Origin of the sequence: Acetobacter cerevisiae (assembly GCF_001580535.1) — a bacterium.
Taxonomy (GTDB): Bacteria; Pseudomonadota; Alphaproteobacteria; order Acetobacterales; family Acetobacteraceae; genus Acetobacter; species Acetobacter cerevisiae.
Genome location: NZ_LHZA01000120.1, coordinates 1 through 23,493 on the forward strand (window position 1 = coordinate 1; position 23,493 = coordinate 23,493).

22 protein-coding genes are annotated in these 23,493 nt (G+C 60.6%); 18 read left to right on the top strand and 4 right to left on the bottom strand.

The features are described 5' to 3' along the window. Positions 1-53 precede the first annotated feature (53 nt). Complete coding sequence (locus tag AD928_RS03670) at positions 54-2,177, bottom strand: catalase (protein ID WP_062248365.1); 2,124 nt, start codon at positions 2,175-2,177, stop codon at positions 54-56. A 327-nt stretch (positions 2,178-2,504) separates the two neighbouring features. Between AD928_RS03670 and AD928_RS03675 the strand changes: the two genes are divergently transcribed. The 9 genes from AD928_RS03675 (at position 2,505) to AD928_RS03715 (ending at position 10,221) form a co-directional block, all read left to right on the top strand. Beyond that, complete coding sequence (locus AD928_RS03675; RefSeq protein ID WP_061508127.1) at positions 2,505-2,858, top strand: hypothetical protein; 354 nt, start codon at positions 2,505-2,507, stop codon at positions 2,856-2,858. After that, on the top strand, positions 2,830-4,074 hold the full coding sequence (locus AD928_RS03680) for a baseplate J/gp47 family protein (RefSeq protein WP_062248367.1): 1,245 nt from the start codon (positions 2,830-2,832) through the stop codon (positions 4,072-4,074). Before AD928_RS03675 ends, AD928_RS03680 begins: the two co-directional genes overlap by 29 nt. Then, a complete protein-coding gene (locus AD928_RS03685; RefSeq protein ID WP_062248369.1) occupies positions 4,074-4,649 on the top strand; it encodes a DUF2612 domain-containing protein in 576 nt (191 codons plus the stop codon). Before AD928_RS03680 ends, AD928_RS03685 begins: the two co-directional genes overlap by 1 nt. Beyond that, positions 4,646-5,689: a hypothetical protein gene (locus tag AD928_RS03690; RefSeq protein ID WP_062248371.1), complete on the top strand. Its 1,044-nt coding sequence runs from the start codon at positions 4,646-4,648 to the stop codon at positions 5,687-5,689. The genes AD928_RS03685 and AD928_RS03690 overlap by 4 nt, the downstream gene beginning before the upstream one ends. Next, positions 5,689-6,117, top strand: a complete 429-nt coding sequence (locus tag AD928_RS03695) for a hypothetical protein (RefSeq protein WP_062248374.1) — start codon at positions 5,689-5,691, stop codon at positions 6,115-6,117. The genes AD928_RS03690 and AD928_RS03695 overlap by 1 nt, the downstream gene beginning before the upstream one ends. Next, positions 6,114-6,641: a phage fiber-tail adaptor protein gene (locus tag AD928_RS03700; RefSeq protein WP_062248376.1), complete on the top strand. Its 528-nt coding sequence runs from the start codon at positions 6,114-6,116 to the stop codon at positions 6,639-6,641. Before AD928_RS03695 ends, AD928_RS03700 begins: the two co-directional genes overlap by 4 nt. A gap of 11 nt (positions 6,642-6,652) precedes the next feature. Next, positions 6,653-7,219: a hypothetical protein gene (locus tag AD928_RS03705; RefSeq protein WP_156470082.1), complete on the top strand. Its 567-nt coding sequence runs from the start codon at positions 6,653-6,655 to the stop codon at positions 7,217-7,219. Next, on the top strand, positions 7,216-9,684 hold the full coding sequence (locus AD928_RS03710) for a hypothetical protein (protein WP_062248380.1): 2,469 nt from the start codon (positions 7,216-7,218) through the stop codon (positions 9,682-9,684). Before AD928_RS03705 ends, AD928_RS03710 begins: the two co-directional genes overlap by 4 nt. 99 nt (positions 9,685-9,783) lie before the next feature. Continuing rightward, positions 9,784-10,221: a hypothetical protein gene (locus AD928_RS03715; RefSeq protein WP_062248383.1), complete on the top strand. Its 438-nt coding sequence runs from the start codon at positions 9,784-9,786 to the stop codon at positions 10,219-10,221. On the opposite strand, the gene AD928_RS03720 is transcribed toward AD928_RS03715, so the two are convergent. Beyond that, on the bottom strand, positions 10,198-10,605 hold the full coding sequence (locus AD928_RS03720) for an NUDIX domain-containing protein (RefSeq protein WP_062248385.1): 408 nt from the start codon (positions 10,603-10,605) through the stop codon (positions 10,198-10,200). The genes AD928_RS03715 and AD928_RS03720 overlap by 24 nt on opposite strands. Positions 10,606-10,756: 151 nt before the next feature. Here AD928_RS03720 and AD928_RS03725 point away from each other — a divergent pair, with 151 nt between their 5' ends. From AD928_RS03725 to AD928_RS03765, 9 genes are all read left to right on the top strand, one after another. Further along, a complete protein-coding gene (locus AD928_RS03725) occupies positions 10,757-11,203 on the top strand; it encodes a hypothetical protein (protein ID WP_062248399.1) in 447 nt (148 codons plus the stop codon). A gap of 28 nt (positions 11,204-11,231) precedes the next feature. Next, positions 11,232-12,494 carry a cation:proton antiporter gene (locus tag AD928_RS03730; protein WP_062142857.1) on the top strand — a complete coding sequence of 421 codons (1,263 nt, stop codon included), beginning with the start codon at positions 11,232-11,234 and terminating at the stop codon, positions 12,492-12,494. Positions 12,495-12,532: 38 nt separating this feature from the next. Next, positions 12,533-14,989, top strand: a complete 2,457-nt coding sequence (locus AD928_RS03735) for a TonB-dependent receptor (protein WP_082779721.1) — start codon at positions 12,533-12,535, stop codon at positions 14,987-14,989. A gap of 65 nt (positions 14,990-15,054) precedes the next feature. Then, a complete protein-coding gene (locus tag AD928_RS03740) occupies positions 15,055-16,209 on the top strand; it encodes a phosphotransferase enzyme family protein (protein ID WP_062248403.1) in 1,155 nt (384 codons plus the stop codon). Further along, complete coding sequence (pnuC, locus tag AD928_RS03745; protein ID WP_062248387.1) at positions 16,206-16,790, top strand: nicotinamide riboside transporter PnuC; 585 nt, start codon at positions 16,206-16,208, stop codon at positions 16,788-16,790. Before AD928_RS03740 ends, pnuC begins: the two co-directional genes overlap by 4 nt. 121 nt (positions 16,791-16,911) lie before the next feature. After that, on the top strand, positions 16,912-19,158 hold the full coding sequence (locus AD928_RS03750) for a TonB-dependent siderophore receptor (RefSeq protein ID WP_233419931.1): 2,247 nt from the start codon (positions 16,912-16,914) through the stop codon (positions 19,156-19,158). A 25-nt stretch (positions 19,159-19,183) separates the two neighbouring features. Continuing rightward, complete coding sequence (locus tag AD928_RS03755; protein ID WP_156470083.1) at positions 19,184-19,444, top strand: hypothetical protein; 261 nt, start codon at positions 19,184-19,186, stop codon at positions 19,442-19,444. Further along, positions 19,441-19,743 carry a hypothetical protein gene (locus AD928_RS03760; protein ID WP_062248392.1) on the top strand — a complete coding sequence of 101 codons (303 nt, stop codon included), beginning with the start codon at positions 19,441-19,443 and terminating at the stop codon, positions 19,741-19,743. Before AD928_RS03755 ends, AD928_RS03760 begins: the two co-directional genes overlap by 4 nt. Next, on the top strand, positions 19,740-21,389 hold the full coding sequence (locus AD928_RS03765) for a PepSY-associated TM helix domain-containing protein (RefSeq protein ID WP_062248394.1): 1,650 nt from the start codon (positions 19,740-19,742) through the stop codon (positions 21,387-21,389). Before AD928_RS03760 ends, AD928_RS03765 begins: the two co-directional genes overlap by 4 nt. 81 nt (positions 21,390-21,470) lie before the next feature. Here AD928_RS03765 and AD928_RS03770 read toward each other — a convergent pair whose 3' ends face one another. Next, on the bottom strand, positions 21,471-22,040 hold the full coding sequence (locus AD928_RS03770; RefSeq protein ID WP_062248396.1) for a hypothetical protein: 570 nt from the start codon (positions 22,038-22,040) through the stop codon (positions 21,471-21,473). Between the two features lie 16 nt (positions 22,041-22,056). Further along, complete coding sequence (gene purU / locus AD928_RS03775) at positions 22,057-22,896, bottom strand: formyltetrahydrofolate deformylase (protein WP_062248397.1); 840 nt, start codon at positions 22,894-22,896, stop codon at positions 22,057-22,059. Between the last annotated feature and the right edge of the window lie 597 nt (positions 22,897-23,493).

Below are 23,493 nucleotides of genomic sequence, written 5' to 3' on the forward strand. Positions count from 1 at the left end.
TTGTAGCAATCAACGGTTGGTATTAACAGAATCTTGCCAAATCGCCTGCCAGCTCACACGGCGTGCACAGACGCCTCACGCGGCCAGAAGCGCAGGGCGCGGCAGGTTTTGATGAACCCTTCCGCATCCTTACCGGCTTTCAGCGCAATCACGCCATCGTCCACGGCGTCATCTACCACACCAGCGCGTTTCAGCAGCGGCAGGGCTGCCGGAACGTAGCCAATAAACTTGGCGTGGGCATAGGCATCCGTCACAAAATCCCGTGCATCGGAATCCTGCGCAAGCTGCTTCGCACCCTCCTCAGACGGTAGCAAGATCACCGCATCAAACAGCACGGACGGTCCACCCGGCACGCGCTGGGCCGCAGGCACATGCTTGCCGTCAGAGGTCGTAATCCCGCCAATCTGCGGGGCGACAATCTCCACCTCAGTGCCTTCTGCCTTGGCCGCTTTCTTCAGGGCTTCCAGCACAACACCATCGGCACCATTGGTCGCCAGCACACCAATCTTGCGGCCCGCAAAGCTCTTTGGCCCGTTCTTCAGAATGCTCAGCGCGGGTGAGGGCGGCAGATCCACCACAGCGCGTGCAGGCGGTGCGGCTTCCGGCAGTTTTTCCAGCCCCAGACCTTTCGCCACGGCTTTGGCCAGGCCCGTATCAATGTTCAGCAAGTGGGAGACCACGCGGCTGCGAATAACCGGGGTTTCCACCTTGCTGAGCTCAAAGGTGATGGCCATCTGGATATGCGTCTGCTCGATTTCAGTCTGGCTTTTGTAAAACTGACGCGCCTGACTGTAATGGTCTGCAAATTTCTCGGAACGCACCCGTTCCTTCAGGCCGCTGACCTCAGAGGGGAACGTCTTATATCCCGTCTCCGGGTTTTCACGCGGGCCACCAGCTTCACCACCCCAGGAATTCGGCTCGTAATTTGCACGCCCCTTCGGGTTGTGCATGGCCATGTGCCCATCCTGTTGCAGGGTATGGAAGGGGCATTTCGGCGCATTGATGGGGATATGCGTAAAGTTCGGCCCACCCAGACGCTTAAGCTGCGTGTCCAGATAGGAGAAGTTGCGGCCCTGCAGCAGCGGGTCATTGGTAAAGTCCACACCCGGCACAACATTCTGGGTGCAGAAGGCGACCTGCTCGGTTTCCGCAAAGAAGTTGTCCACCATGCGGTCCAGCACCAGACGACCCACCGGCTGCACCGGCAGCAGTTCTTCGGGGATCAGCTTGGTTGCGTCCAGAATGTCAAAGTCGAACTTGTCGGCAAATTCATCGTCAAACAGCTGAACACCCAGTTCCCATTCCGGGAAATCCCCGGCCTGAATGGCATTCCACAAATCCCGACGATGAAAATCCGGGTCCGCCCCGCTGATTTTCAGCGCCTCGTTCCACACCACGGACTGCAAGCCCATTTTCGGCTTCCAGTGGAATTTGGCATAGGTGGACTGGCCCGCTTTATTCACAAAGCGGAAGGTATGCACACCAAACCCTTCCATAAAGCGGAAGGAGCGGGGGATGCCACGGTCGGACATCACCCACATGATCATGTTCATGCTTTCCGGGGTGAGGGAGATAAAGTCCCAGAAGTTATCATGCGCGGACTGCGCCTGCGGAAAGGCCCGGTCCGGTTCTTCCTTTACCGCATGCACCATGTCCGGAAACTTGATGGCGTCCTGAATGAAGAACACGGGGATATTGTTGCCCACAATGTCCCAGTTGCCTTCCTTGGTGTAGAGCTTGACGGCAAAGCCACGGGCATCACGCGCAAGGTCCGTCGAACCCTTGCTGCCTGCCACGGTAGAGAACCGCACAAACGCCGGAACCCGCTCGCCTTCACGCTGCAACACATCCGCGCTGGTAATGTTGGAGAGGGAATGCGTCAGTTCAAAAAAACCATGCGCCCCATAGCCACGGGCATGCACCACGCGCTCGGGGATGCGTTCATGGTCAAAGTGGAAAATCTTTTCACGAAAATGGAAATCTTCCATCAGGCTCGGGCCGCGCGCACCTGCCTTCAACGTGTTCTGGTCATCAGAAACCGGAACACCCTGCTGCGTTGTCAGCGTGGGAACATCGCCGCCTGCGGTCTGGTGGGTTTCCCCGCCGGCCCCACGCTGCACGGTTTCTTCCCCGAGTTTTACTGTGGTGTGGTCTGTATGGGTTGATTTGGCGCTCATGATGATGTGCCTTTGTCTGCTGAAATAAAGAACGATGGCGCGATTAAGAAAGTTTTAAGAGAAATCCTTAGTCTGATCCTGCCTGCATGCCCTGCCGGACATGCAGAATTCAGGCCCGTTCAGACCATCGCTAAAACCGATCCATCGCGTATCTGTCACGACAACGCATCATAGACAGCAAAGTTGCTTATCCGCTCCGTCCTTCGGGCGGATAAAACCTATTCACTTTTGTGGGAAGCGGAGCCGATTGCGCCCCCGCGTGGTCACTCCTAGCGTCCGCGCAGACTGAGCCTTCCCACACGTCCAAACATGCAAAAGAGCTTCCAGATGCAAACCCTGCTTCTCGACCGATCAACCTGGGATCTGGTGGTCGATGCCAGCGGTAGTATTGCCCTGGCGTCCGCGCCTTACGCCGTTGCCCAGAACGTCGCCTGTGCGGTGCGCGTGTTTCTGGGGGAGTGCTGGTACAACACAGCCCTCGGCCTGCCGTATCTCACCAACATTCTGGGCCGCACCCAGTCCGCAGCCCTGTTTCGTGCCGATGTGGAGCAAACCGCCCTGAGTGTGGAAGGTGTCGCACAGGCCGTGTGCGTGCTCACCGGCCTCAGCCCGGCCCGCCGTCTGTCCGGCATCATCCAGTTAACCCTTACTGATGGGAGCCAGACTGTTGTCAGCCTCTAATACCGCCACAGGCACCACATCCGTCCCGGCCCCGGTTCTGGATGCCACGGGCTTCATCATGCCGGAAGAAGCCGACATTCTGACCGGCGTTCTTGCCGATATCAACGCGGCTTTTGGCAATACGCTCAATACGGACCTCTCCACCCCGCAAGGGCAACTGGCGATGTCCCTCACCGCTATTCTGGGGGATGCGTATGACCAGTTCCTCGCCCTCGCCAATGGCGTAGACCCTGCACGGGCCGAAGGCCGCATGCAGGACGCGATCGGACGCATCTATTTCATGTCCCGCCTTCCAGCCTCACCGACAACCGTCACCTGTATCTGCACCGGGGCGGCGGGCACGGTCATCCCGCAAGGCGCGCTCATCAAGGATCAGTCTGGCAACAGCTACACGGCAGATAATATTCTCACGCTGGACGCCACCGGCACCGCGCAGGGCACCTTTACCTGCACCAGCGCAGGGGAAGTGGTCTGTCCGGCAGGGAGTGTCACCATCAGCCAGTCCGTCGCGGGGTGGAGTGCGGTCAGCAACCCCACAGCGGGGGTGACAGGCCGCGCTGTGGAAAGTCGTGCGGCGTTTGAGGCCCGACGCAAAACGTCTGTTGCCGTCAACGCCATCGGCCCGCTGGACGCCATTTCCGCCGCTGTGCAGGCCGTTTCCGGTGTGACAGATGCGTATGTTACGGACAACAGCACGGCCGAGAGCATTACCGTCAATGGCGTGCCGCTCGTGCCGCACAGCCTGTATGTCTGCGTCAATGGCGGTGCAGATGCGGATATTGCGCTGGCCATTTTACGTAAAAAGCCACCGGGCTGCGCCTATAACGGCAACACGACCGTCACCGTAGCAGACCCGTCCAGTTCCTATGCAACCCCGCCGAGCTATACAGTCAGTTTTCAAAGGCCAACGCCCACGCCGGTGTATGTTACGGTGCGTCTGGCCTCGTCTGCTGCGGTGCCGTCTACAGTCACCACAGACATTCAGGCCGCTGTGCAATCCGCCTTTCTGGGGGATGACGGCGGCACCCGCGCCCGCATTGGCAGCACTCTTTATGCCAGCCGGTTTTATGCTGCGGTGGCGAGCCTTGGCGCATGGGCGCAAATTACAGAAATTACTGTTGGCACAAGCGCAAACCCCACAGGATTTACCGTGCAGATGCAGGCAGACCAGATCCCGACACTGGATGCCACCACCATCAGCGTGGAGCTGGTGTAATGCAGGATGTGCAAAAAACCGTCCTCTCACAATATGCCTGCGCACCCAGCCTGAACGCCCTCATCAATGGCTGGAATCAGGCATTTGACCCGGCGGCGCTCATTGATAAATGGTATGACCAGATATGGAACATTGCCACCGCACAGGGCTACGGGCTGGATGTGTGGGGGCGGATTGTGGGTGTGCAGCGCGTCCTCACCATTTCCTCTGAAAATTTCGTTGGCTTTGCAGAAGCGACGGACCTGACTGAGCAAGGCTTCAACACAGCCCCCTGGTATAAAGGCATCGCCACCAGCAGCAATATCAGCCTCTCGGATGAGGGCTTTCGTCAGCTTATTTACGCCAAGGCTATGGCCAACATCACAGATGGATCTGTGCTGAGCCTGAACCTCCTTCTCATGGCGCTGTTTGCCGGGCAGGGGGATGCCTGGGTGGAAGATCATGGTGATATGACCATGACCTACGTTTTCAATTTCATCCCGACAGATGTTCAGGTTTCCATCATTCAAAGCAGCGGCGTCCTGCCGCGTCCGGCCGGTGTGGCCGTTTCTTACGCTATCAGGGGGCATGCATGAAGCAGTCTGATTTCCCCACACGCCTCGCAACACCTATTGCAGATAACGCTGCGGCCAGTGATGTCGCAACCATTCCCACAACGCAGGCCCGCTCGGGGGATGGCACAGCCTCGCTCGCGCTGGGGTTTCCGCCAGAAACCTTCATTGCCCGCTCCGCTGGCGGCGTGCCCCCGCGCGGGCAGGACGTGAACGGCCTGCTTAACCTCATTTCCAAAATCCTGCGGGCCTATCAGGCCGGATGCTGGGGCACGTTTGACGCCGGATTTGCACAGGCCATTGGCGGCTACCCGGCAGGCGCTGTTGTGTCCGGCGCAACACCCGGCACGTTCTGGGTTTCCACAGCGGATGATAATGTCAGCACGCCGGGTGCAGACGGTGCCCCATGGCAAAACCTGTTTACGGGCTATCTGCCGCTCTCAGGTGGCACGGTCTCCTGGCTGAACATCAACGGCCCGGTGGTGCAGGAGGGGTTTGGCGGCATTACCGCGCAGGCGGCCCCGGCCAACCCGCAGAATGGCCAGTATATCAACTATCCCTGCTTTACGTCCAAAGCCGAAGGGCGGGGCAGTCAGCTGCTTTTCGGTTTACAGGAACAAGTCGGCACGACCTTCCGGGCGCTGATGTCTCTGCAATTTGGCGATGGCTCCTGGCGTTATGTCCACTGGGGCGAGAACGAACGCATAAGTGACAGCCAGTATGGGGACGTCGCCTACACGGCTGACCTTGGGGCGTATGTCTCTGCCGATCTTTATAACAGTGATTTCGGAACATCCGACAGCCGTGTGATCAATCTGGCCTATGGCCACCGCATACAGGCTTTTCAGGCGAGTGTCGGGAACGGCTCCACCGCCGGGTCATGGATTACTTTCCCCGTCGCCTTTTCCGGCACACCTGTTTTTTGCGGTGCCCATTCCTGCGGCAATCAGTCTGACCCGACGGATACCGATTACTTCTGTTACGGCGCAACCGCCACCGGCATGTATGTGCGCCCCCGCAGCACAAACGGGCCAGCCAATATCATCGTGATAGGGCCGAAATAATGACAGATGCCAAAACAGCTTATCCAGACCGTTATTATGCAGCCTATGATACCACGGCCCCGCAGCCCACGCCGGTTATCGGCTGGTATGACACAGGCAGTATGAGCAGTCTTGCCGCGGTGCCACCGGCTGCCAGTCTGATCCCCGTCAGTGCAGCAGACTGGGCCAACACCATCAGCTTCCGCCTGCCCAGCGGGCGCGGGGTGCTGAATGGAAAAATCATTGATTATACCGCCCCTGTTCCACCGGTGCCTCTGACCACGCAGGCGCAGAACGCCCTTGTGGCGGCCCGTCAGACCGTGTGGGGGAATTATGGCGCACTGAATGAGCCGACGCCGGAGGTCTGGGTGACCTACCTCAAAGCCCTGCGCGCCATCGCGGAGGGAGGGGACACCACCAGCACAACCCTGCCGGAGGCCCCGGCATGACGGCCCCTCTGCCATCCCCCAACTGGCGGCCAGCCCCGGCGCGCACTCTTCCGCTCACTATCCCGCCCGGTTTGCGCCTGCGCGGGCTGGTGGCGGAAGAAGTCTGTCTCGCATGGGCGCCCAAAGCCAGCGGTGATAATCTGGATTTTACCCTTAATCCTAAAAACTGGCTGCATGGAACAGAGGATTATCTGGCGTCCGTTACCGCCAGTGTGCTGACCGCCACGGGTGCACCAACGGACCTCACTGTCCTCTGGGCGACCGTTTTGCACGGCATGGCCTGTATTTTTCTGGGGGGAGGGCCGCCGGGTACGGTGCAGCAGGTGCAGGTTTCCGTCACCACACAGCAGGGGCGCAGTCTTGTGCAGCCGGTGGCCGTGGCCATTCTGGCAGACACTCCGGCCGCACCGCCTCAACCCGCCCCGTGTCTGGCAGATGGCACCCCGGTTCCACCTAACGCCATGGCGCTGCCGGGGGGCGCAATTCTCACCGGCCCGTCCGGAACCCCTTATCTTATCGCGTAACGGGAGAGCCCATGTCCGGGTCAAGTAGTTTCACGGCATCCACACCCAGTGGCATGCCGCTTTCGGCGTTGCCGGTGCAGCCTCAGCCTGCACCGGCCGATCTTGTTTTTGGCATTTTCAACGGGCAGGGCCAGTTTGTGCCCCAGTCCGCCATCTGGACCGGTGCCGTCGCTAAAACGGGGGATACGCTCTCAGGTTTACTAAGCTGCGCACTTGCCCCGACGGATGCCGCGCATCTGGTCAACAAGGCCTATGTCGATGCTCAGAGCGGGCAGGTGAGCGGCACAGTCGCTACCCTCGTCACTCAGGCGCAGGATGCCGCAACACAGGCACAAACAGCGGTCGGCCATGCCTCGGACGCAGCGGCCACCATCGTGTCCGAACAGAAGGGCATTCCCAATGGTCTCGCCACCCTCTCGCCCGATGGTAATCTGGTGCTGGGCGGGCTGGACTGTCTGGGCGTGCAGGATGGGCATGTGCTGATGGCTATGGATCTCCCCACCACAGACCCCGGCCTGCGTGGCGTGTGGTGGAACAACGGCGGTTATCTCTGTATCTCTCAAGGCACGTCTTCATGAGTCCTTTTCTTAAAACCCGTTTTCTGCTCAGCCTGTGTTCCGGCGTAGTGATGCTGGCTGGAGCAGAGGCTAAGGCGTCCGCCCGGCCCAACCACCTGCTGCCGCAATATCAGGCGCTTGGGCAGGCCACGGCGTCTGCATCCGCCAGTCAGCTTTCCACACTGTCTGCGGCTGCGGCTGCGGCTGAGACCGCCACCCCGGCCACGGCGTCCAGTTCTGGCACAGTAGCATCTGCTCCAACGCCCACACTTCTGCGTAGCGCGCTTATGGCCAAATCTCTGGCAAGCAGCGTGGCTCCCTATGTCCCCACGCGACCACCGGGTGGGCTGGATGCCGCAACCGGGGTGCCCGCTTTGTGGCAGGACGCCACCATCGGGCAGATTGGCGCGATGGCGGATGGCAGCGTGCAGCAGTCCGACAAAGGCGCGCCAAATGGTGTGGCAGCGCTGGACGCCAATGGGGCCATGACCGCTCCTGTCTCGGGCGATTTATCGACCGCCACGGCAAAAATTGGCGCAAGTGGCGCGGTCGGCAGGCCGCTGGCCGAACGGTTTGCGGACCAGCTGAACGCAAAGGATTTCGGTCTGGCGCTGGACGGCAAAACGGATGACACTGCTGCCCTTCAGGCTGCCAAAAATGCCGCAGCCTCCGGGGCAGTTATTCAGCTCCCGGCTGGCAAGCTGGCGCTAACGGCCCTGCCCACCGGCAGCACGCCTAATCTGTGGCAGGCCAACGGCACGTTGCAGGCTGATGGCGGCCCGCTGACCACTCTGGGAACCGATGTGCTGGAAAGCACGCTGGAAGGCGGCAAATATTTTGCCCGTGGCCAGACCGCAGCGGATATGGCCCCCGTGCTGCGCAAGGATCTGGACGTCACGCATGCTGGCGGCACGGCGGGATTTGTGATGAATCTGGAAAAGGGAAACTGCACCATCCCCTCCGTAGGGGCTGCGCTGAATGATTATGTCTGGTGCCATTCCACGGTGCTGAACAGCGCGGCCTTTGGCGGCGGCCAGCACGTGGCGCAGGCCAGTCTGGCCCAGCGGCCCGCCAATGCGCTGGCAGATGGAAAGGGTTCGCGCTCTCAGATCTGGGCCGGATATGATGAAACCCGTGATGATACCGGCCAGCCTTCCAATATTGCAGGCAGTCTGGTGGGGCGGGAAATTGACGTTTACGCCAATGCGGATGACCCCAATAACTGGCGCATCGGCCTCCAGCTTCAGATTGACGGGGCGGATAGTGCTGGCACACCGGGCCGGGTCGGCAAGGGCATTGCGCTGGGGAATAATGACAGCACCAGCGCCTATGGCATCATGATTGACGCCGCAGGCCGGTTTGACACGGCAGGCATTGACCTCTCCCGCAGTGCGCCGGTTAATAATGCCCCGGTTCTGAATATCGGCGCAAACCGCAATCTTGCGTTTAGTGATGACCACAAGCCGCGTTTTCAGTTTGATTCCGCCGCCTATACCTTGCGCTACTGGTACGACACCACGCCACTTTTCTCCGTGGGCATGAATGGGGATGTGACCACCGCCATCGCTAATCCCGGCAGCGGTATGGCGTGGACACTGGGCGGACAGGCGCTGATTGGCGTGAATCTGACGAGCCTGAGCGCGCCGGAGGCCATGCGGTTTGGCACAGGGCAGGCGCTCTCCTGGGAACCAACGGCAGTTGTGCAAACCCGTTTTACAGACGGAAAACTGACTGATCAGGTCGCCGCAGGTGTCGCCCGCACGCTGGATACGCAGGGGAATGAGACCATTCCGGGCGCTGCCCATAACAGCCAGACTGTGGTGAGCCTCAGCCAGCCCACCGCCGCCGCGTTTGTCGCGCAGGGCACCGCCGCTATCGGGCTGGACACGACCGGCCTGACTGCGCCGGATGCACTGCGCATGGCGGAGGGGCAGCATGTCTCATGGGAACAGACGGCCACCGTGCAAACCCGTTTTGCCAGCGGGCAGTTGCAGGATACATGGGGTGGCACGGCCCTGCGCTCACTGGACCAGAGCGGGAATGAAACGCTTACCGGAAGCAACCTGAACAGTGGCATGACCACCACCATGAACAACGGCTCGGCCAGTGCCATTACGCTGAACGGTACCGCAGGCATCGGCATCAATCTGTCCGGCCTGACGACGCCGCAGGCGGTCCGGTTGGGCAGCGGGCAGACTGTGGCGTGGGAGCCAACCGGCGTCATCACCACGGGCTACACCAGCACTGGTCTGCGGGATACCAACGGCAGCACCACCCTGCGCCAGCTGGACACGGCCGGGAATGAAACGCTCAGTGGCGCGCTGACCCCCGCTGGCGGCATTCGCCTGCCCACCTTCTCCCGCGCGGCCATCAAGGGCATGAGCAACCTGCCGATCGGCACCACGCTCTATGATGCGGATGATGACACCCCGGCCATTTACACCTCCGCAGGCTGGAAACTGGCGGCGCTGACCGCGATGCCGTGAGGGTTTTATGACGTGTCTGGTTCTGCTTGATCCGTCTTATCGCTCTCTTGTAATCTGGTCGTGGATTATTCCGCAGATTATGAGAGGCAAACAGGATTCATGACAAAAAAAACAAAATTTGTCCTGATTGCAGGCGCACTGCTTTTGTGCGGCGTGGGGCCGGCGCAAAATGCTTTGGCCCGATCCGTGCATCTCGCACCGCATGTTTCCAGCACAGTTGTTTCTGGCACACTGGAGGGTGAGAACATTGTGCCCTTCCATGTCAGCCTGAAGGAAGGGCAGAAGCTGGATGTGCTGTGTCATTCCCGCAAAAGCGGCATTTATTTTTTTGTAAAAGATCCGGAAGGCCGGATTGTTTATAATAGTGCGGAAAGTCCGCAGCCCGACAGGTGGACCGGGCAGGCCGCTTCTCCCGGTAAATATACACTGGGGGTCTTCCAGCAGCATGCGACCGCCCGTAAGGGGCATACGGCATTTTTCCGCCTGCACCTTGCCGTTAATCAGGCTGAGGCCTCAACTGCCAGCCTTCTCCCGTAACGCCGCCAGCGCCACCGTCGTGGCGTGGGTGAGTGGTGCGGGCAGGGCGTCCAGCGGGAACCAGTCCAGACCGCTATGTTTGTGCGGCTCCTGCAACACCGGCTGGCCGGTAAAGCCGGAGACCGTATAAACCGGGGCGACCCAGTGGGTGCTGGCAGCACGGTCAATCTGGTCCACCACGCACAGCAGGGTGGGGTGGTGTATCACCAGCCCGGTTTCTTCCAGCACTTCCCGCGCTACGGCGGCGGGTACGGTTTCAAACGCATCCACCTTGCCGCCCGGCAGGCCCCAGCATCCGGCTTCCGGCGCACGCAGGCGGCGCAGGAGCAGTAGTTTGCCGTCCTGAATAATCATGGCGCCACAGCCCAGTCGGGGGTCTGTCATCGAGGTGCTCCTTGCTGTGTCTGTCTGCGGTGTGGCCTGCATACCCCGCTGCGGACTTTTGGAAAACAGTGTGGTACACCCCACCCCCTGCCAGCACGGGCAGAGCGGCCTGAAACTCCGGCTGGATGAGACACGAGGGCAGGGGGCAGAGATGTCAGTGGAAAAAAACTTCAAGGCCGTTCTGGATGAGGCCAATGAGAGCATTGCCGTCAAGATGACAATGCTGTTCGGCAGTATCTGGTGCGTTTACGTGTTTTTTGTGTTCTCGCTCATTCCGGTGCTGATGCCGCAATGGCAGAATACGCTGCTCTATATCAGCAACTGTATCCAGCTTGTTGCGTTACCGGCCCTGATGGTGGGGAATGCAGTGCTCAGCCGTGGAGCGGACAAGCGGGCGGCGGAAGACCATCAGGCTCTTCTGGAAATCCTCTCAGACGTGCGGGAAGAACTGGCGGACCTGAAGGACCGCACAGCGGGGCTTGCGCAAAGTGCATCGGAAGCCTTGCAGCGCCCCGAGCTGGAAAACGTCTCCATTTCCGACCAGACGTTTGTGGATGTCGAAGGGCAGAACGGCAAGTCGTCCGGCGGCGGAGCATAATGCCTTACAATAAGAAGGAAGCTGGCTGATGACGCCACTGGCCCTGTTTGCTCTGGTGATGACGCTGGCTGCTGTCTTTGCCTTATTGAATGACAGACTGCTCCGCCTGCCGATGAGCATTGGCATTATGATCCTCGCGCTGCTGGCCTCCGGCGGCCTGATGCTGGCGGACACCGTGCTGCCGGGCTCCGGCCTTGGGCACGCACGCGCTGTTCTGACGCAGATTGACCTGCCCCATACCCTGCTGGATGGCCTGCTGGTGTTTCTGCTGTTTGCCGGTGCGCAGGCTGTGGATACGCGGGATTTATGGGGGCGGCGCTTTTCCGTTTTGGCCCTCGCCATTCTGGGCACGTTGCTGGCGGTGCTGCTGTTTGCCGGGGCTATGTGGGGTGTTTTTGGCCTGCTTGGCCTGCCGGTGTCTTTTGCCTGGTGCATGGTGCTGGGCGCTATTCTGGCTCCAACGGACCCGGTCTCCGTTGTCGGCATGTTGCGGCGGCTGGGGCTGCCCGGCCCGCTTCAGGCCCTGTTTGCGGGGGAAAGCCTGTTTAACGATGGCGTCGGCGTGGTGATTTTCACCGTCGCCCTCGGCATTGCAACACAGGGCGGTTCCGTCCATGTGGCCGGCCTTGCTGAGCCGTTTGGCTGGGAAGTGGGCGGAGGGTTGCTGCTGGGTCTGGTTGGCGGCGGAGTGTCTCTGCTGGGGCTGCGGGCCGCGCGGGACCCGCATGTGGAATTGCTGATTTCTCTCGCACTGGCCACCAGTGTTTATAGTCTGGCCGCAGCCTTTGGCATGTCCGGCCCGATTGCTGCCGTTACGGCAGGGCTGGCCATGGGCACACCGACCGCACAGGCCGCCCTCACGCCCGAGGGCCGCAGCGAGATTCCGGCTTTCTGGGGGCTGGTGGATGAAGTGCTGAACGCGCTGCTGTTTGTGGTCATTGGCTTTCAGGTGCTGGCGCTGTCCTTCCACTGGCCGTTTGTCTGGGCGGCGGCGGTCGCGGTTCCGCTTTCCGTTCTGGTGCGTGGGGCAAGCGTGCTGCTGGCCACCCTGCCGCTTTATCTGGTGGGGCGGGAAGCAATGGGTGTGCTGGCCGTGCTCACATGGGGTGGCCTGCGTGGCGGCATTTCTCTCGCACTGGTGCTCAGCCTGCCAGCCGGGCCGGAGCATGACCTGCTCCTGTGCGTCTGTTATAGTGTAATAACATTCACCATTCTTGTGCAGGGGCTGAGCATGCAGCCTCTGGTGCGGGCATTTTATCCTGTCAGCCAGACCGGATCCAAGGAAGGATAACCCCCATGCGGGTGCGCGCTCATGCACGGCCAATCCTGATGGCCACAGTCGTTTTTTCCAGCGCGCTGCCCGCCCCGGTTCTGGCGCAGGCCACACCGGGCGGCATCGGGTCTGGCAGTGTGACGGCGGAAGAACCGGAACCCACAAAACCGCGTGTGCCTCAGGCCACGGGCACAAGGTCGTCCGGCGTGCGCAAAGCAGGCCCTTCCCGGCAAGCCACCGGGGCTGGTCACACCGGCCCGGTACAGGCGCAGGGCGCAGAGCAGATTGACGTGCATGCGGACCCGGTGGCGCTGCATGCGGGGGGTGGGTTGCTGCGGCCGCAGGATGCGCCAAAGGCTATCAGTGTTGTGGGGTCGGACTTCATCGCGCGGCAGGCACCATCGGCCACGGCGTTTGATCTGGTGGCTCTGCTGCCGGGGGCGAACGTGGCGTCCTCCGACCCGCTGGGCTTTTCCCCGCAGACCAATATTTCCGTGCGCGGCCTGAACGGGGATGCCATTGGCTACGTGCTGGAAGGCGCACCGCTGAATGATATTGCCTATTACACCGGCTACCCCAGCCAGTTTGCCGATAGCGAGAACTATGACAGCATTGCCCTGCAGCAAGGCGCTGCGGATCTGGACAGCCCGGTTCTGAACGCAGCAGGCGGGCTGATGAGCCTGCGCTTCCGCACCCCGGCGGAAAAAGCCGGCGGGATGGTGAACATCTCTTATGGCTCCTATGACACCAATCGGGAATTTATCCGGCTGGATAGTGGTGAGATTGGCAAGACAGGCCTGCGCGGCTTTGTCTCCTATTCTCACGGGGCTTCCGATAACTGGCGCGGGCCGGGGCGGGATGTGCGCCAGCATGTGGACTTCAAGCTGCAAAAGGACTGGGGGCACGGCAATACGGCGTCTCTGCTTGGCTCCTGGAATCAGGCCATCGACAGCTATTATCCGCAGGTTTCCAAAGAGAGCTGGGCGCAGGATGGCATCCACGGTGCGAACAATCTGGCCAGACAGTATGATGTGAATAATGAGGCTGCGGGCACGGATTACTGGCGGCTGTATCGCCAGCCCGAACGCACTTTGTATCTGGCCGCCCCGGTGGAACTGCATCTCACACATGGCCTGACGTTCAAGGCCACGCCCTATGCACAGGGCGCTTACGGGAACGCGCCCGGTGGCACGCAAATCCCCACCTCCGGCCTGTATAACGGCACGCAGCCGCTGGCGGATGAACTCACGCTCCCCAGCACGCAGGATGGCTGGGCCACCGTGCGGGCGGATTACACGCAGCGCAGCTATCGCTCCGGCTTTACCACCGCAATGGAGTGGAAGCGCGGCGTGAATGATCTGGTGCTGGGCTACTGGTATGACTATTCCGACGATAATGAAAAACAGCAGTTCACCGCGATTTCGGACGGCGGCTATGCATCCAACATCTGGGGCAATGGCGGCGGGAGTGGCATTCACCTCTCCGATGGCTCTCTGCTGCTCGGCACCAATAATCACACCGTTACGCAGACCAACGCGCTGTTTCTGGGCGACCGGCTTTCCCTGCTGCATGATCGGCTTTTGCTGACGGCAGGCTTCAAGGAAGTGATGATGACGCGCACCGGCACCAACGCCATGCCGGGTGCGGCTTACCACGCCAATACCAACAGTGCTGTGCCGCTGCCGCGTCTGGCCGCACGGTTCCAGATTACGCCGCATCATCAGGTGTTTTTCAGCGCCACCACCAACTTCCGCACGCCTGCGGAAACCGCGCTGTATGATGTGTTTGACCCCACATCCGGCCAGACGGAAAGCAAGGGCACCACGCACGTCAAGAACGAATATTCCATCTCGGAAGAGCTGGGCTATCGGTATGCGGATGATCGGTTTGTAGGCAGTGTCACGCTGTTTAACTACAATTTTACAAACCGGCAGGTGGAAACGCTGACGTCACAAAACGGCTCGTTCGTGCAGTCCACCATGAACGCTGGCGGGCAGACCAGCCGGGGCGTGGATGTGGAATTTGGTCTGCGGCCCTGGCACCATCTCAGCCCGTATGTGTCGGGCGAGTATCTGCACGCCACCATTGATAATGACATTGCCGCCAACGGCGACCTCCTGCCCACACGCGGCAAAACCGCCGTGCGCAGCCCGACCCTTCAGGCCGCGGCGGGGCTGACCTATGATGACGGGCACTTCTTCGGCACGGCCACCGTCAAATATACAGGCCACCAATATGCCACGTTCATGAATGATGAACGGATGTCCGACCACGTGACCGGTAATCTGGCCGTGGGCTACCGGCTTGCTGATGTCGCCATGCTCCATAAACCGGAGTTCCGCATGAACTTTATCAATATCAGCAATCAGCATTATCTGTCCGGCGTGGCAGACCCGACGCTGAACGCGAAGGACACCACAGGCCGCTACGGCACCACCATTGCGGGCAGTGCGCCGGATTATTACGTAGGCGGCGGCTTCGCGGCGCTGTTTACCGCCTCCACCGGGTTCTGAGCAGCGTGACCGGTCTTCTCGCCCGCCTCTTTTCCGGCCAGCCCCCCAAGCAGTCTCCGGGCACCGTGCCCGGCCAGTTTGGTGTGCATGGCGTGCAGGATAAGCGCGACTGGCCGCCATTGACGGAGGCGGAAGTGGCGGGCGTTCTGTCCCACTATGCGTCTCTGTCGCCCGTTACCTCCATTCTCTGGCACAGTATGCGGCCTTTTTCCGCCGCTGGCATTGTGCTGCTGAAAGGCGATGGCCCGAAAACGGTTGTGGTCAAGCGGCACCATACGCAGTTGCGCAGCGTGGCGGCGCTGGAGGTGGAACATGCCTTCATGCAGCATCTGCGCGAGCGGGGTCTTCCGGTCACTACCGTTCTGAGCACGGGCAACGGAGCCACAGCGGTGACGCAGGGGATCTGGACGTATGAGGTCTTTCTGCCGTCGGACGGGGAGGACCTGTATCGGGATACCATGTCCTGGCAGCCGTATCAGTCAACAGATCACGCGCGGGTCGCCGGGGGTGAGCTGGCGCGGCTGCATAAGGCGGCGGAGGGGTTTGATGCCCCTGCTCGGGGTGAGACCTGTCCGCTGGTCTCCAGCATGGTGGCGGTCGGACAGGCGGAGCTTCTCCCGGCTCTGCGGGCGTGGGTCGCCCGGCAGCCGGGGCTGGCCCAGCAACTGGCAGGCCGCCCGTGGGAGCAGGATGTGCAGACGGTGCTGGAACCGTTCCACGCCAAACTCCGCCCGCTATTGGCAGACGTTAGACCGTGCTGGGGGCATGGCGACTGGCACGGGTCCAACCTGCTCTGGGGAACGGGTGATGAGGCCGGTGTTGCCAGTGTTCTGGATTTCGGCATGGCGGACCGCACCTGCGCGGTGTTCGACCTTGCCGTGGCGCTGGAACGGAGCGGGGTGAAGTGGCTTGATCTGCCATCACCCGGCGTGGTGGTGTATCCGCAGATGCAGGCCTTGCTGGCAGGCTACCAGAGTGTGCGCCCGCTGAGCGAGGCGGAACGGACCTTGCTGGTGGCCTTTATACCGCTGGTGCATGTGGAATTTGCGTTCTCTGAAGTGGCGTATTTCGGCACGTTGCTGAAGGACGCGGCCTCGGCTGAGGTGGCGTATACGGAGTATCTGCTCGACCACGCCCGCTGGTTTGCCTCCAAAGAAGGACGCGCCCTCCTGCGCTGGCTCCCGACTGAACTGGCGCGCGTCCCGGCCGCCAGACCATGAGCCTGCTGGAACTCCTTGCCGTGCTGTTCAGCGCGGCGGGTGTGTGGCTGACAGGCCGCAGGGCGGTGCTGTGCTGGCCGGTCATGCTGGTGGCTTCCGTGCTGTATGGCGCGGTGTTCTGGCGGGCGCATCTCTATGCCGATGCCGCGTTGCAGGGTGTGTTTGCCGCCCTTTCGCTCTATGGCTGGTGGCGCTGGCTGCGGGGCGTGCGGGATGAAGGGGCTGTGCAGGTTATCCAGCCCCCGCAGGGTGTGATGGTGCGCGGCGTTGTGCTGAGCGTGGCGGCTGGTGTGCTGCTGGGCGGTGTGCTGCAAACCTGGACGGATGACCCCAACCCCCTGATGGACGCGCTGCTCAGCACCTTCAGCATTCTGGGGCAGATGTGGATGGCCCGGCGCTATCTGGCCAGCTGGCTGATCTGGCTGGGTGTGGACGTGCTCTATACCGGCCTGTTTGTGGTGCGGGAGCTGTATCTGACAGCCGGCCTCTACGCCGCATTTGTCGGACTGGCGATGGCTGGCTGGCTACAGTGGCGGGCTGTTCTCGTTATAACAGAGCCCGAAAAACCGCCATTTGAGTAGGTGGACTCTTCTCCACTTGACAATAATTCTCATTATCACGTAAGCGCCGCATATCGGTAACGTATGTGTGGGTAACAAGGTAGCTATGAGAATTTCGCGCTCTGTGAAGGGTGTGCTCCCTGTGCTTTTTCTGGCGGGAGCAGCCACATCGTCGGGCGCAGTGGCAGAAACGCTGCCTGTGCCGGAAAGCCAGTCCGACACGGAAAAATCTGCCGGGAAAAACAAGGCGCGCAAGGCGAGTGAAAAGGCGGAGGTGGTGATTGTGACCGCCACAGGCCGTTCCAGCGCCTCGGCCTCCACCAAAACCCGTACACCCATTATTGAATCCCCTCAGACAATTTCCATTGTCAGCCGGGAAGAAATCGAATTGCGGGCCTCTCCCACCGTGGCCGATGCGCTCTCCTACACCGCAGGTGTGCAGGCGGAACCGTCCGGCATTGATAGCCGCGTGGATGAAGTCTCGGTGCGTGGTTTTGGCGCAGGCGGATTTTCCTCCAACAACAACTTTGTGGATGGTCTGCGCCTGCCGTCCGGTGGGCAATGGACCCGGACATCGTTCGACCCGTTCGCGCTGGAGCAGATTGAAGTGCTCAAAGGCCCGTCCGGCGCGCTGTACGGACAGACGGCACCGGGCGGGGTGGTTAATCTTGTTACCAAACGTCCGACTGCCAAAAGTGAGGGCGAGTTCTTCCTGCAGGGCTCCGGCTTTACCAACCTCAATAACGGGCAGGGGCAGGCCTCGGGCGATCTGTCGGGCAGGCTGAACAAAAGCGGCACCGTTACGGGCCGGGTTGTGGCACTGGCGCGGTATGGTGGCACGCAGGTCAACAGCGTGAACAATGGCCGCTATTACATTTCCCCCAGCCTGACATGGCAGCCCACGGTCAACACCAGATGGACGCTGCTGGCGCAGTATCAGCGGGATCAGGGTGGCTCCACCTTCCAGTTCCTGCCCGCCACCGGCACGCTGTATCCGTCTCATGGCCGCTATATCAAGAACGATGCCAATATTGGTGAGCCGAAGTGGGATACGTTTGACCGCAATCAGGCGCTGATCGGCTCCTTTCTGGAACACAAATTCAGCAAGTATCTGACGGTGCGGAACAACACGCGCTACACCTATCTGGACACGCTTTATCGGGCCACCGTGCTGTCTGGCGATACGCTGAGCAAATGCCCCGCCACCATTGCAGGCTGTGTTGCGGGTGAGACCGTTAACCGCCGTGCCGTGGAAGGGCGCGGGCGCTCACAGGGTGTGGCGACGGATACGCAGATTGAAGGCCATGTGATGACCGGCCCGGTGCGGCATCTGCTTCTTGCTGGCACAGACTACTTTTATACCGACTGGAACCATGACCGCGATCTGGTCAATTCCTCACTGGTCCTGCCAGTGCTGAATATTTTTGATCCCCAGTCACGCGGGTCTGCGGGCTATGGCGCGGCGTTGTCTCCGCAGGTTTATACCTCTACGGAAAGCCGCCAGAATGGCATCTATTTTCAGGATCAGCTCAAGTTTGACCGCCTGCGCGTGACCATCGGCGGGCGGCAGGACTGGGCGCGGGATGATACGCTGAACATCCTGACCAACAAACGCTACATCACAAAATCCAATGCGTTCACATGGCGTGCGGGGGCGGTGTATCTGTTTGATAACGGGCTGGCCCCGTATTTCAGTTACGCGCAGTCCTTCCAGCCGCAGGTGTCGGACCCCTCCACCTCGCGCGATGGCACGCCGTTCAAACCCACCAAGGGGGACCAGTATGAGGCCGGGCTGCGCTACCAGTACGGCAAGAGCATCTACATCACCTTTGGCGGCTACCAGATTACCCAGACCAACATGACCACCCCGGACCCGGACGGCGCGATGTGCGGCACCTCCACCTGCCTTGTGCAGACGGGCAAGGGCCGCGTGCGCGGTCTGGAGCTGGAAGGGCGGGCAAACCTTGTGTGGGATACATCTGTTATCTTCACCGGTACGCGGAGTGACGCCAAAGTAACGCGCTCCAACTATGCCGCGCAGGTGGGGAATTATCTGCCGCAGGCCCCAAAATGGATGGCGTCTCTGTTTGTGGACAAACGCTTCCGCTCCGGCGTGTTGCAGGGGGTAGGGGCTGGCGGTGGTGTGCGCTATACCGGGCATAGCTATGGCGATACGGCCAATACGCTTTCCATCCCCGGCTATACGGTGTTTGACATGTTCCTGCGGTATGATTTTGGGGCGGCGCGGCCCCGGTGGAAAGGTCTGACCTTCTCCGTCAATATGCGCAACATTGCCAATAAACGGTTTGTGGCAACCTGCACCGCCGTGTCCGCCTGTTATTACGGGCAGGGGCTGAGCGTGATTGGCCGTCTGGAATATCGCTGGTGAATTCTGTGCTTTTTGACACCTCTTTATGCGCTCTGGCGGTCATGTGCAGCGTGGAAGCGGGTGTGTGTATCTGACAGCGCCGCGGCAGATGCTGCTGCGTAAGGCGCTGCCTGTTAAAACCGGGCTGGGGGTTGCGGTGGCTCTGGCTTTGGCTGCCCTGCGGCTGTTCTGCCAGGTGGTGGGAGTGTTTACCGCCGTGTTTGCTCTGGCGGTGGTGCTGATGAGCGTCTGGTCCCTCCTGCCGCTCTGTGTGGCGCTGGCGCGCCGGGGGCAGGACCGATCATGAGCCGGACTGTGCGGAAGTTTAGTAGCAAAAACTGGTTTTTCAAAGTGCTTGCGGCAGTCTTGCCGGGCGCGTTGCTGGTGGGTGGCCTGATGGGGGTTGTAGGCGTGCTGTGCCACACGGATGGCAGCCCGCGCTCAGCCTCCGGCCAGTATCTGATGTGGATGGCGGCCCTTTTGTGGAGCGCGCTGCTCAGCGTGTGCTTCCTGTTCCGTTCCGGTTTGCAGGCATGGGGCGTTCTGATTGTGGCGAATGGCGTGGTCTGGGGTCTGTTTGTTGTGCTGCGGAGTGTCCTCTCATGAAACTGCGTGCGGACCTTGTGCAGCTTTACCGCGATGTTCATAGCTGGGTCGGCATTGTCGCCGGGCTTTTCCTGTTTGTGGCGTTTTACGCCGGGGCCGTCACCATGTTTGAGGAACCGCTGCAAAGCTGGGCCTCTGCCCCCGTTGCTTTGCCGCCGCCGGTCAGCCTTGAGCAGACACCCTTACTTTTGGAAAAGGCTCTGGCTGCTTACCCGGAAGCACGGGATGACTACACGATTGCCGTCACCCCGGAAGATGCCCAACGCGGCCGCCTGACATGGGATGGCAGCGGCGGGCAGGTGCATCATGGCCCCACGCAAAGCATGGCGGCGGGGCTGGACGGGCAGGGAAATCTTGTTGTGGTGCCCAAAACACCCTCGGAGGCCGCGCATTTTGTGGATGTGCTGCACCAGCAGGTTGGTCTGCCTTTGCCGCATACGCAGGCTATGGTGCTGATGGGGGCCGTCGCGCTCCTCTATGCCGTTGCCCTTGTTTCCGGCGTGATTGCCTATCTTCCGGCTTTGATGAAAACGCTGTTTGCGGTGCGTCTGGGCCAGAGTGTGCGCAAGCGGTGGCTGGATGTGCATAATCTGCTGGGCCTGTTCTCACTGCCGTTCCATCTGGTCATGGCCATTTCCTCCGTCGTGTTTGCCTTCCACGGACAGATTTTTGCTGTGGAGCACATGCTGTTTCCCGGTTCCTCTGCCGGTCAGCACGGTGGTCAGCATGGTGGCATGCATGGCGGTGGGCACGGTGGCGGCGGACATGCCGGAGGGCATGGCGGGGCTTCTGGTGTGGGGGCACCCTCGGTAACCGGGGCGGCCAGCGCGTCTTCCGCACCGGTTTCCTCACCCGCGCCTGTGCCCGTATCGGTGCCCGTGCTGCCTCCGACCGAGATCCTCTCCATTATGGCGCGGCAGGCTCCGGGGTTTGTGCCGGAAGTGCTGAACTACATGCAGCTTGGCCACGGCAAGGATGTGGTGCGGGTGTTTGGGCACGATGCACGCTACCTCACACGCGGCCCGACAGGCGGGTTTGTGGTGCTCAATTCCCACACGGGAGCTGTTCAGTCCGGCGAGTATATGCCGGGGCATCAGCCTGCAAAATTTGCGATTGTAACGACGTTTTTTGCCCTGCACTTTGGCAGCTTTGGCGGAACGCCCATGCGCTGGGGGTATGTGGTGCTGGGGCTGGCCGGGGCGTTTCTGTTCTATACGGGTAATCAGCTCTGGATTGTCAGCCGCAGGCGGCGCGAGCGGGAAAGTGGTCTGGTGGTGGAAACTCGCGGCACAAAGCTGCTGGCGGCTCTCACATCCGGCTGCACCACGGGGTGTGTGGCAGGGATTTCCGCCGTGTTCTGCGCGGTGCCTCTGTTGCCCTATGGCGGGACGTATGGCGCAGTTTCTGCTGTATATTACAGCGTGTTTTGTGTGTTTGTGGTGGCAGCCTTCTGCCAGCGCGGCCAGCGCGGCATCCGGCTTTTGCTGGCGGCAGCGGGGGGCGTGACGGCCTGTGTGCCGCTCATGCTCTGCCTGCACGGGGCGCACCTGCTGCGCACGCCGGAAGGGCTGGGGGTGGCCCTTATGGCTGGTCTGCTGAGTGTGTTTCTGTTCGCCAGTGCGGCAAAGCATACGCGGGAGATTTAGGGGAAGCGGTCTTTATATCAACTACTGTCTGAATGACCTTGAGAACGATGTTCCAAAATCCCAGTCTTTTTAATGTTTCTCTTAGTGGGTGCCCGTCAATGCCATCTGCGCCGCCACAAAAGCGGTGACGCCGGTATTATACAGCGCGTGGCAGGCGGCGGTGGTCCAGAAGGGGCTGCCGCGCCGGGATTTTGCGGTCAGGTAAAAACAGGCAAAGAAGCAGAAAGAGCCGCTCAGCCCGACATCCAGAGCCATGGGCCAGTTGCGGTGGGGGATAGCCGTATTACCGCTGGTATGGTGGTCCCACGTAAAGAGTAGCGTGGTGGCAGCAAAAGAAAGCCCCCACAGCCAGCTTTGATTTTTGATGAACAGCCGAAAAAACTGGTGCGGCAGATAGAAGAAAATAAAGGTCTCCATAACCGGTGCAACCAGCATGGCTAACACGGCCAGAAGCGGGAGCGAGGCCGGAGAAGGACCATTATCCACGGCCCCGCAGAGCCACAAAAGCATCAGCCCCAGCGGACACAGAATGGCCTGAGCCAGCAGGCAGCGCAGGCAATAGCGCCAGTTGACAGCAAACCGGCCTCCCGCCCGCCCAGCGTTGCCAGCGTTGGGCGGGGCGGCCTCTGTCGTCTGGTCCGGGAAGAGCATGGCGCGGGCTTTTTCTTCAGGAAAAGATGATGGTGCGGTGGCCGTTGAGCATCACGCGCTGTTCCACATGCAGTTTTACCGCGCGGGCCAGAACCTGAGATTCAATAGAGCGGCCAGCCGCCACGTAGTCCTCGGCGGACAGGCTGTGGGTGACGCGGGCAGTTTCCTGCTCGATAATCGGACCTTCATCCAGATCCGGCGTGACATAATGCGCGGTTGCGCCAATCAGCTTCACGCCCCGTGCAAAGGCCTGATGATACGGCCGCGCCCCCTTGAAGGAGGGCAGGAAGGAGTGGTGGATGTTGATGATGCGACCACTCATTTCCGTGGAGAACGCATCGGAGAGCACCTGCATATAGCGGGCCAGCACAATCAGATCGGCTTTGGTTTCGCTCACAAGGGCGCGCAGGCGGTCTTCCTGCTCGGCTTTGTTGTCCTTGTTCACCGGCCAGTAATAATAAGGGATGCCAGCCTGTGCGGCAGTGGCCGCACTGTCCTGATGGTTGGAGACAATGGCCACAATCTCGGCCCGCAGCCAGTTGACGCGCACCTGATACAGCAGGTTGAGCAGCGCATGGTCAAACTTTGACACCATGATAATCAGGCGCGGCAGGACTGCTGCATCATGCAGGCGCATGGTCATGTTGAATTCGGTTCTGACCGGTTCCAGACAGGCGCGAATGTCTTCCATGGAGGCAGGGGTGGTAAAGGCCAGCCGCATGAACAGGCGGTGGGCAGTCCGGTCACTAAACTGGTGGGTTTCCAGAATGTCTGCGCCCTTGTCTGCCAGAGCGGTGGAAACAGCAGCAACAATGCCCGGTTTGTCCGGGCAGGAAAACGTCAGGGTAAAGTGCATGGCGCGTTAGCGGTCCTTGTGTCGGCCAGCCCCGCAGCAAGGGAGCGGGGCGTAAGAGGGCGTGGAGTGTGCCAAGGGCCGGGCCATACGGCAACCAGCCGCCGGACTCGCCAGAGAACGCAGGCGGAAAGCCTATGATGTGGATGACTCGCCTCTTTATCGAATCGTTAAGACTGTCGATCCGGCGGATGAGTCAATCACAAAAATGTCAAAAAAGCTCTGAGACGCAGAAAACAGCCATTTATACCAGCTATGTTCTTGAAGAAGAGAGTCTGTTTATCCACAGAAGACGGGGAAAGACTGTGGGAAAACTCTGTGGATAGTTTTGTGTAAGGCTGACAGACAGTGCATTCTTTTCACGTTTCCCGGTTTGTTCTGTTCCGCCGCGCGGAACGATCCTGCAGGTAAGTGGCCAGAACGCGGGTGCCGTCTGTGGGTAAGGGTGCGTCATAAACACGCCGGACCTGAAGATCCGTCTTTTCGTAAAAAATTCTTTTCTCTCCCCTTATGTGGCTCGAAATTCGAGGATCTGCTCATTTTTAAGTTGGCACTGGATAGAATTCATTCAGGCTTAATACCAACCGTTGATTGCTACAA

Excerpts from the sequence above, each read along its gene's own strand:
- AD928_RS03670 (WP_062248365.1), bottom strand. The coding sequence starts at position 2,177 with ATGAGCGCCAAATCAACCCATACAGACCACACCACAGTAAAACTCGGG.
- AD928_RS03675 (WP_061508127.1), top strand. The coding sequence starts at position 2,505 with ATGCAAACCCTGCTTCTCGACCGATCAACCTGGGATCTGGTGGTCGAT.
- AD928_RS03680 (WP_062248367.1), top strand. The coding sequence starts at position 2,830 with ATGGGAGCCAGACTGTTGTCAGCCTCTAATACCGCCACAGGCACCACA.
- AD928_RS03685 (WP_062248369.1), top strand. The coding sequence starts at position 4,074 with ATGCAGGATGTGCAAAAAACCGTCCTCTCACAATATGCCTGCGCACCC.
- AD928_RS03690 (WP_062248371.1), top strand. The coding sequence starts at position 4,646 with ATGAAGCAGTCTGATTTCCCCACACGCCTCGCAACACCTATTGCAGAT.
- AD928_RS03695 (WP_062248374.1), top strand. The coding sequence starts at position 5,689 with ATGACAGATGCCAAAACAGCTTATCCAGACCGTTATTATGCAGCCTAT.
- AD928_RS03700 (WP_062248376.1), top strand. The coding sequence starts at position 6,114 with ATGACGGCCCCTCTGCCATCCCCCAACTGGCGGCCAGCCCCGGCGCGC.
- AD928_RS03705 (WP_156470082.1), top strand. The coding sequence starts at position 6,653 with ATGTCCGGGTCAAGTAGTTTCACGGCATCCACACCCAGTGGCATGCCG.
- AD928_RS03710 (WP_062248380.1), top strand. The coding sequence starts at position 7,216 with ATGAGTCCTTTTCTTAAAACCCGTTTTCTGCTCAGCCTGTGTTCCGGC.
- AD928_RS03715 (WP_062248383.1), top strand. The coding sequence starts at position 9,784 with ATGACAAAAAAAACAAAATTTGTCCTGATTGCAGGCGCACTGCTTTTG.
- AD928_RS03720 (WP_062248385.1), bottom strand. The coding sequence starts at position 10,605 with ATGACAGACCCCCGACTGGGCTGTGGCGCCATGATTATTCAGGACGGC.
- AD928_RS03725 (WP_062248399.1), top strand. The coding sequence starts at position 10,757 with ATGTCAGTGGAAAAAAACTTCAAGGCCGTTCTGGATGAGGCCAATGAG.
- AD928_RS03730 (WP_062142857.1), top strand. The coding sequence starts at position 11,232 with ATGACGCCACTGGCCCTGTTTGCTCTGGTGATGACGCTGGCTGCTGTC.
- AD928_RS03735 (WP_082779721.1), top strand. The coding sequence starts at position 12,533 with ATGGCCACAGTCGTTTTTTCCAGCGCGCTGCCCGCCCCGGTTCTGGCG.
- pnuC (WP_062248387.1), top strand. The coding sequence starts at position 16,206 with ATGAGCCTGCTGGAACTCCTTGCCGTGCTGTTCAGCGCGGCGGGTGTG.
- AD928_RS03755 (WP_156470083.1), top strand. The coding sequence starts at position 19,184 with ATGCGCTCTGGCGGTCATGTGCAGCGTGGAAGCGGGTGTGTGTATCTG.
- AD928_RS03760 (WP_062248392.1), top strand. The coding sequence starts at position 19,441 with ATGAGCCGGACTGTGCGGAAGTTTAGTAGCAAAAACTGGTTTTTCAAA.
- AD928_RS03765 (WP_062248394.1), top strand. The coding sequence starts at position 19,740 with ATGAAACTGCGTGCGGACCTTGTGCAGCTTTACCGCGATGTTCATAGC.
- AD928_RS03770 (WP_062248396.1), bottom strand. The coding sequence starts at position 22,040 with ATGCTCTTCCCGGACCAGACGACAGAGGCCGCCCCGCCCAACGCTGGC.
- purU (WP_062248397.1), bottom strand. The coding sequence starts at position 22,896 with ATGCACTTTACCCTGACGTTTTCCTGCCCGGACAAACCGGGCATTGTT.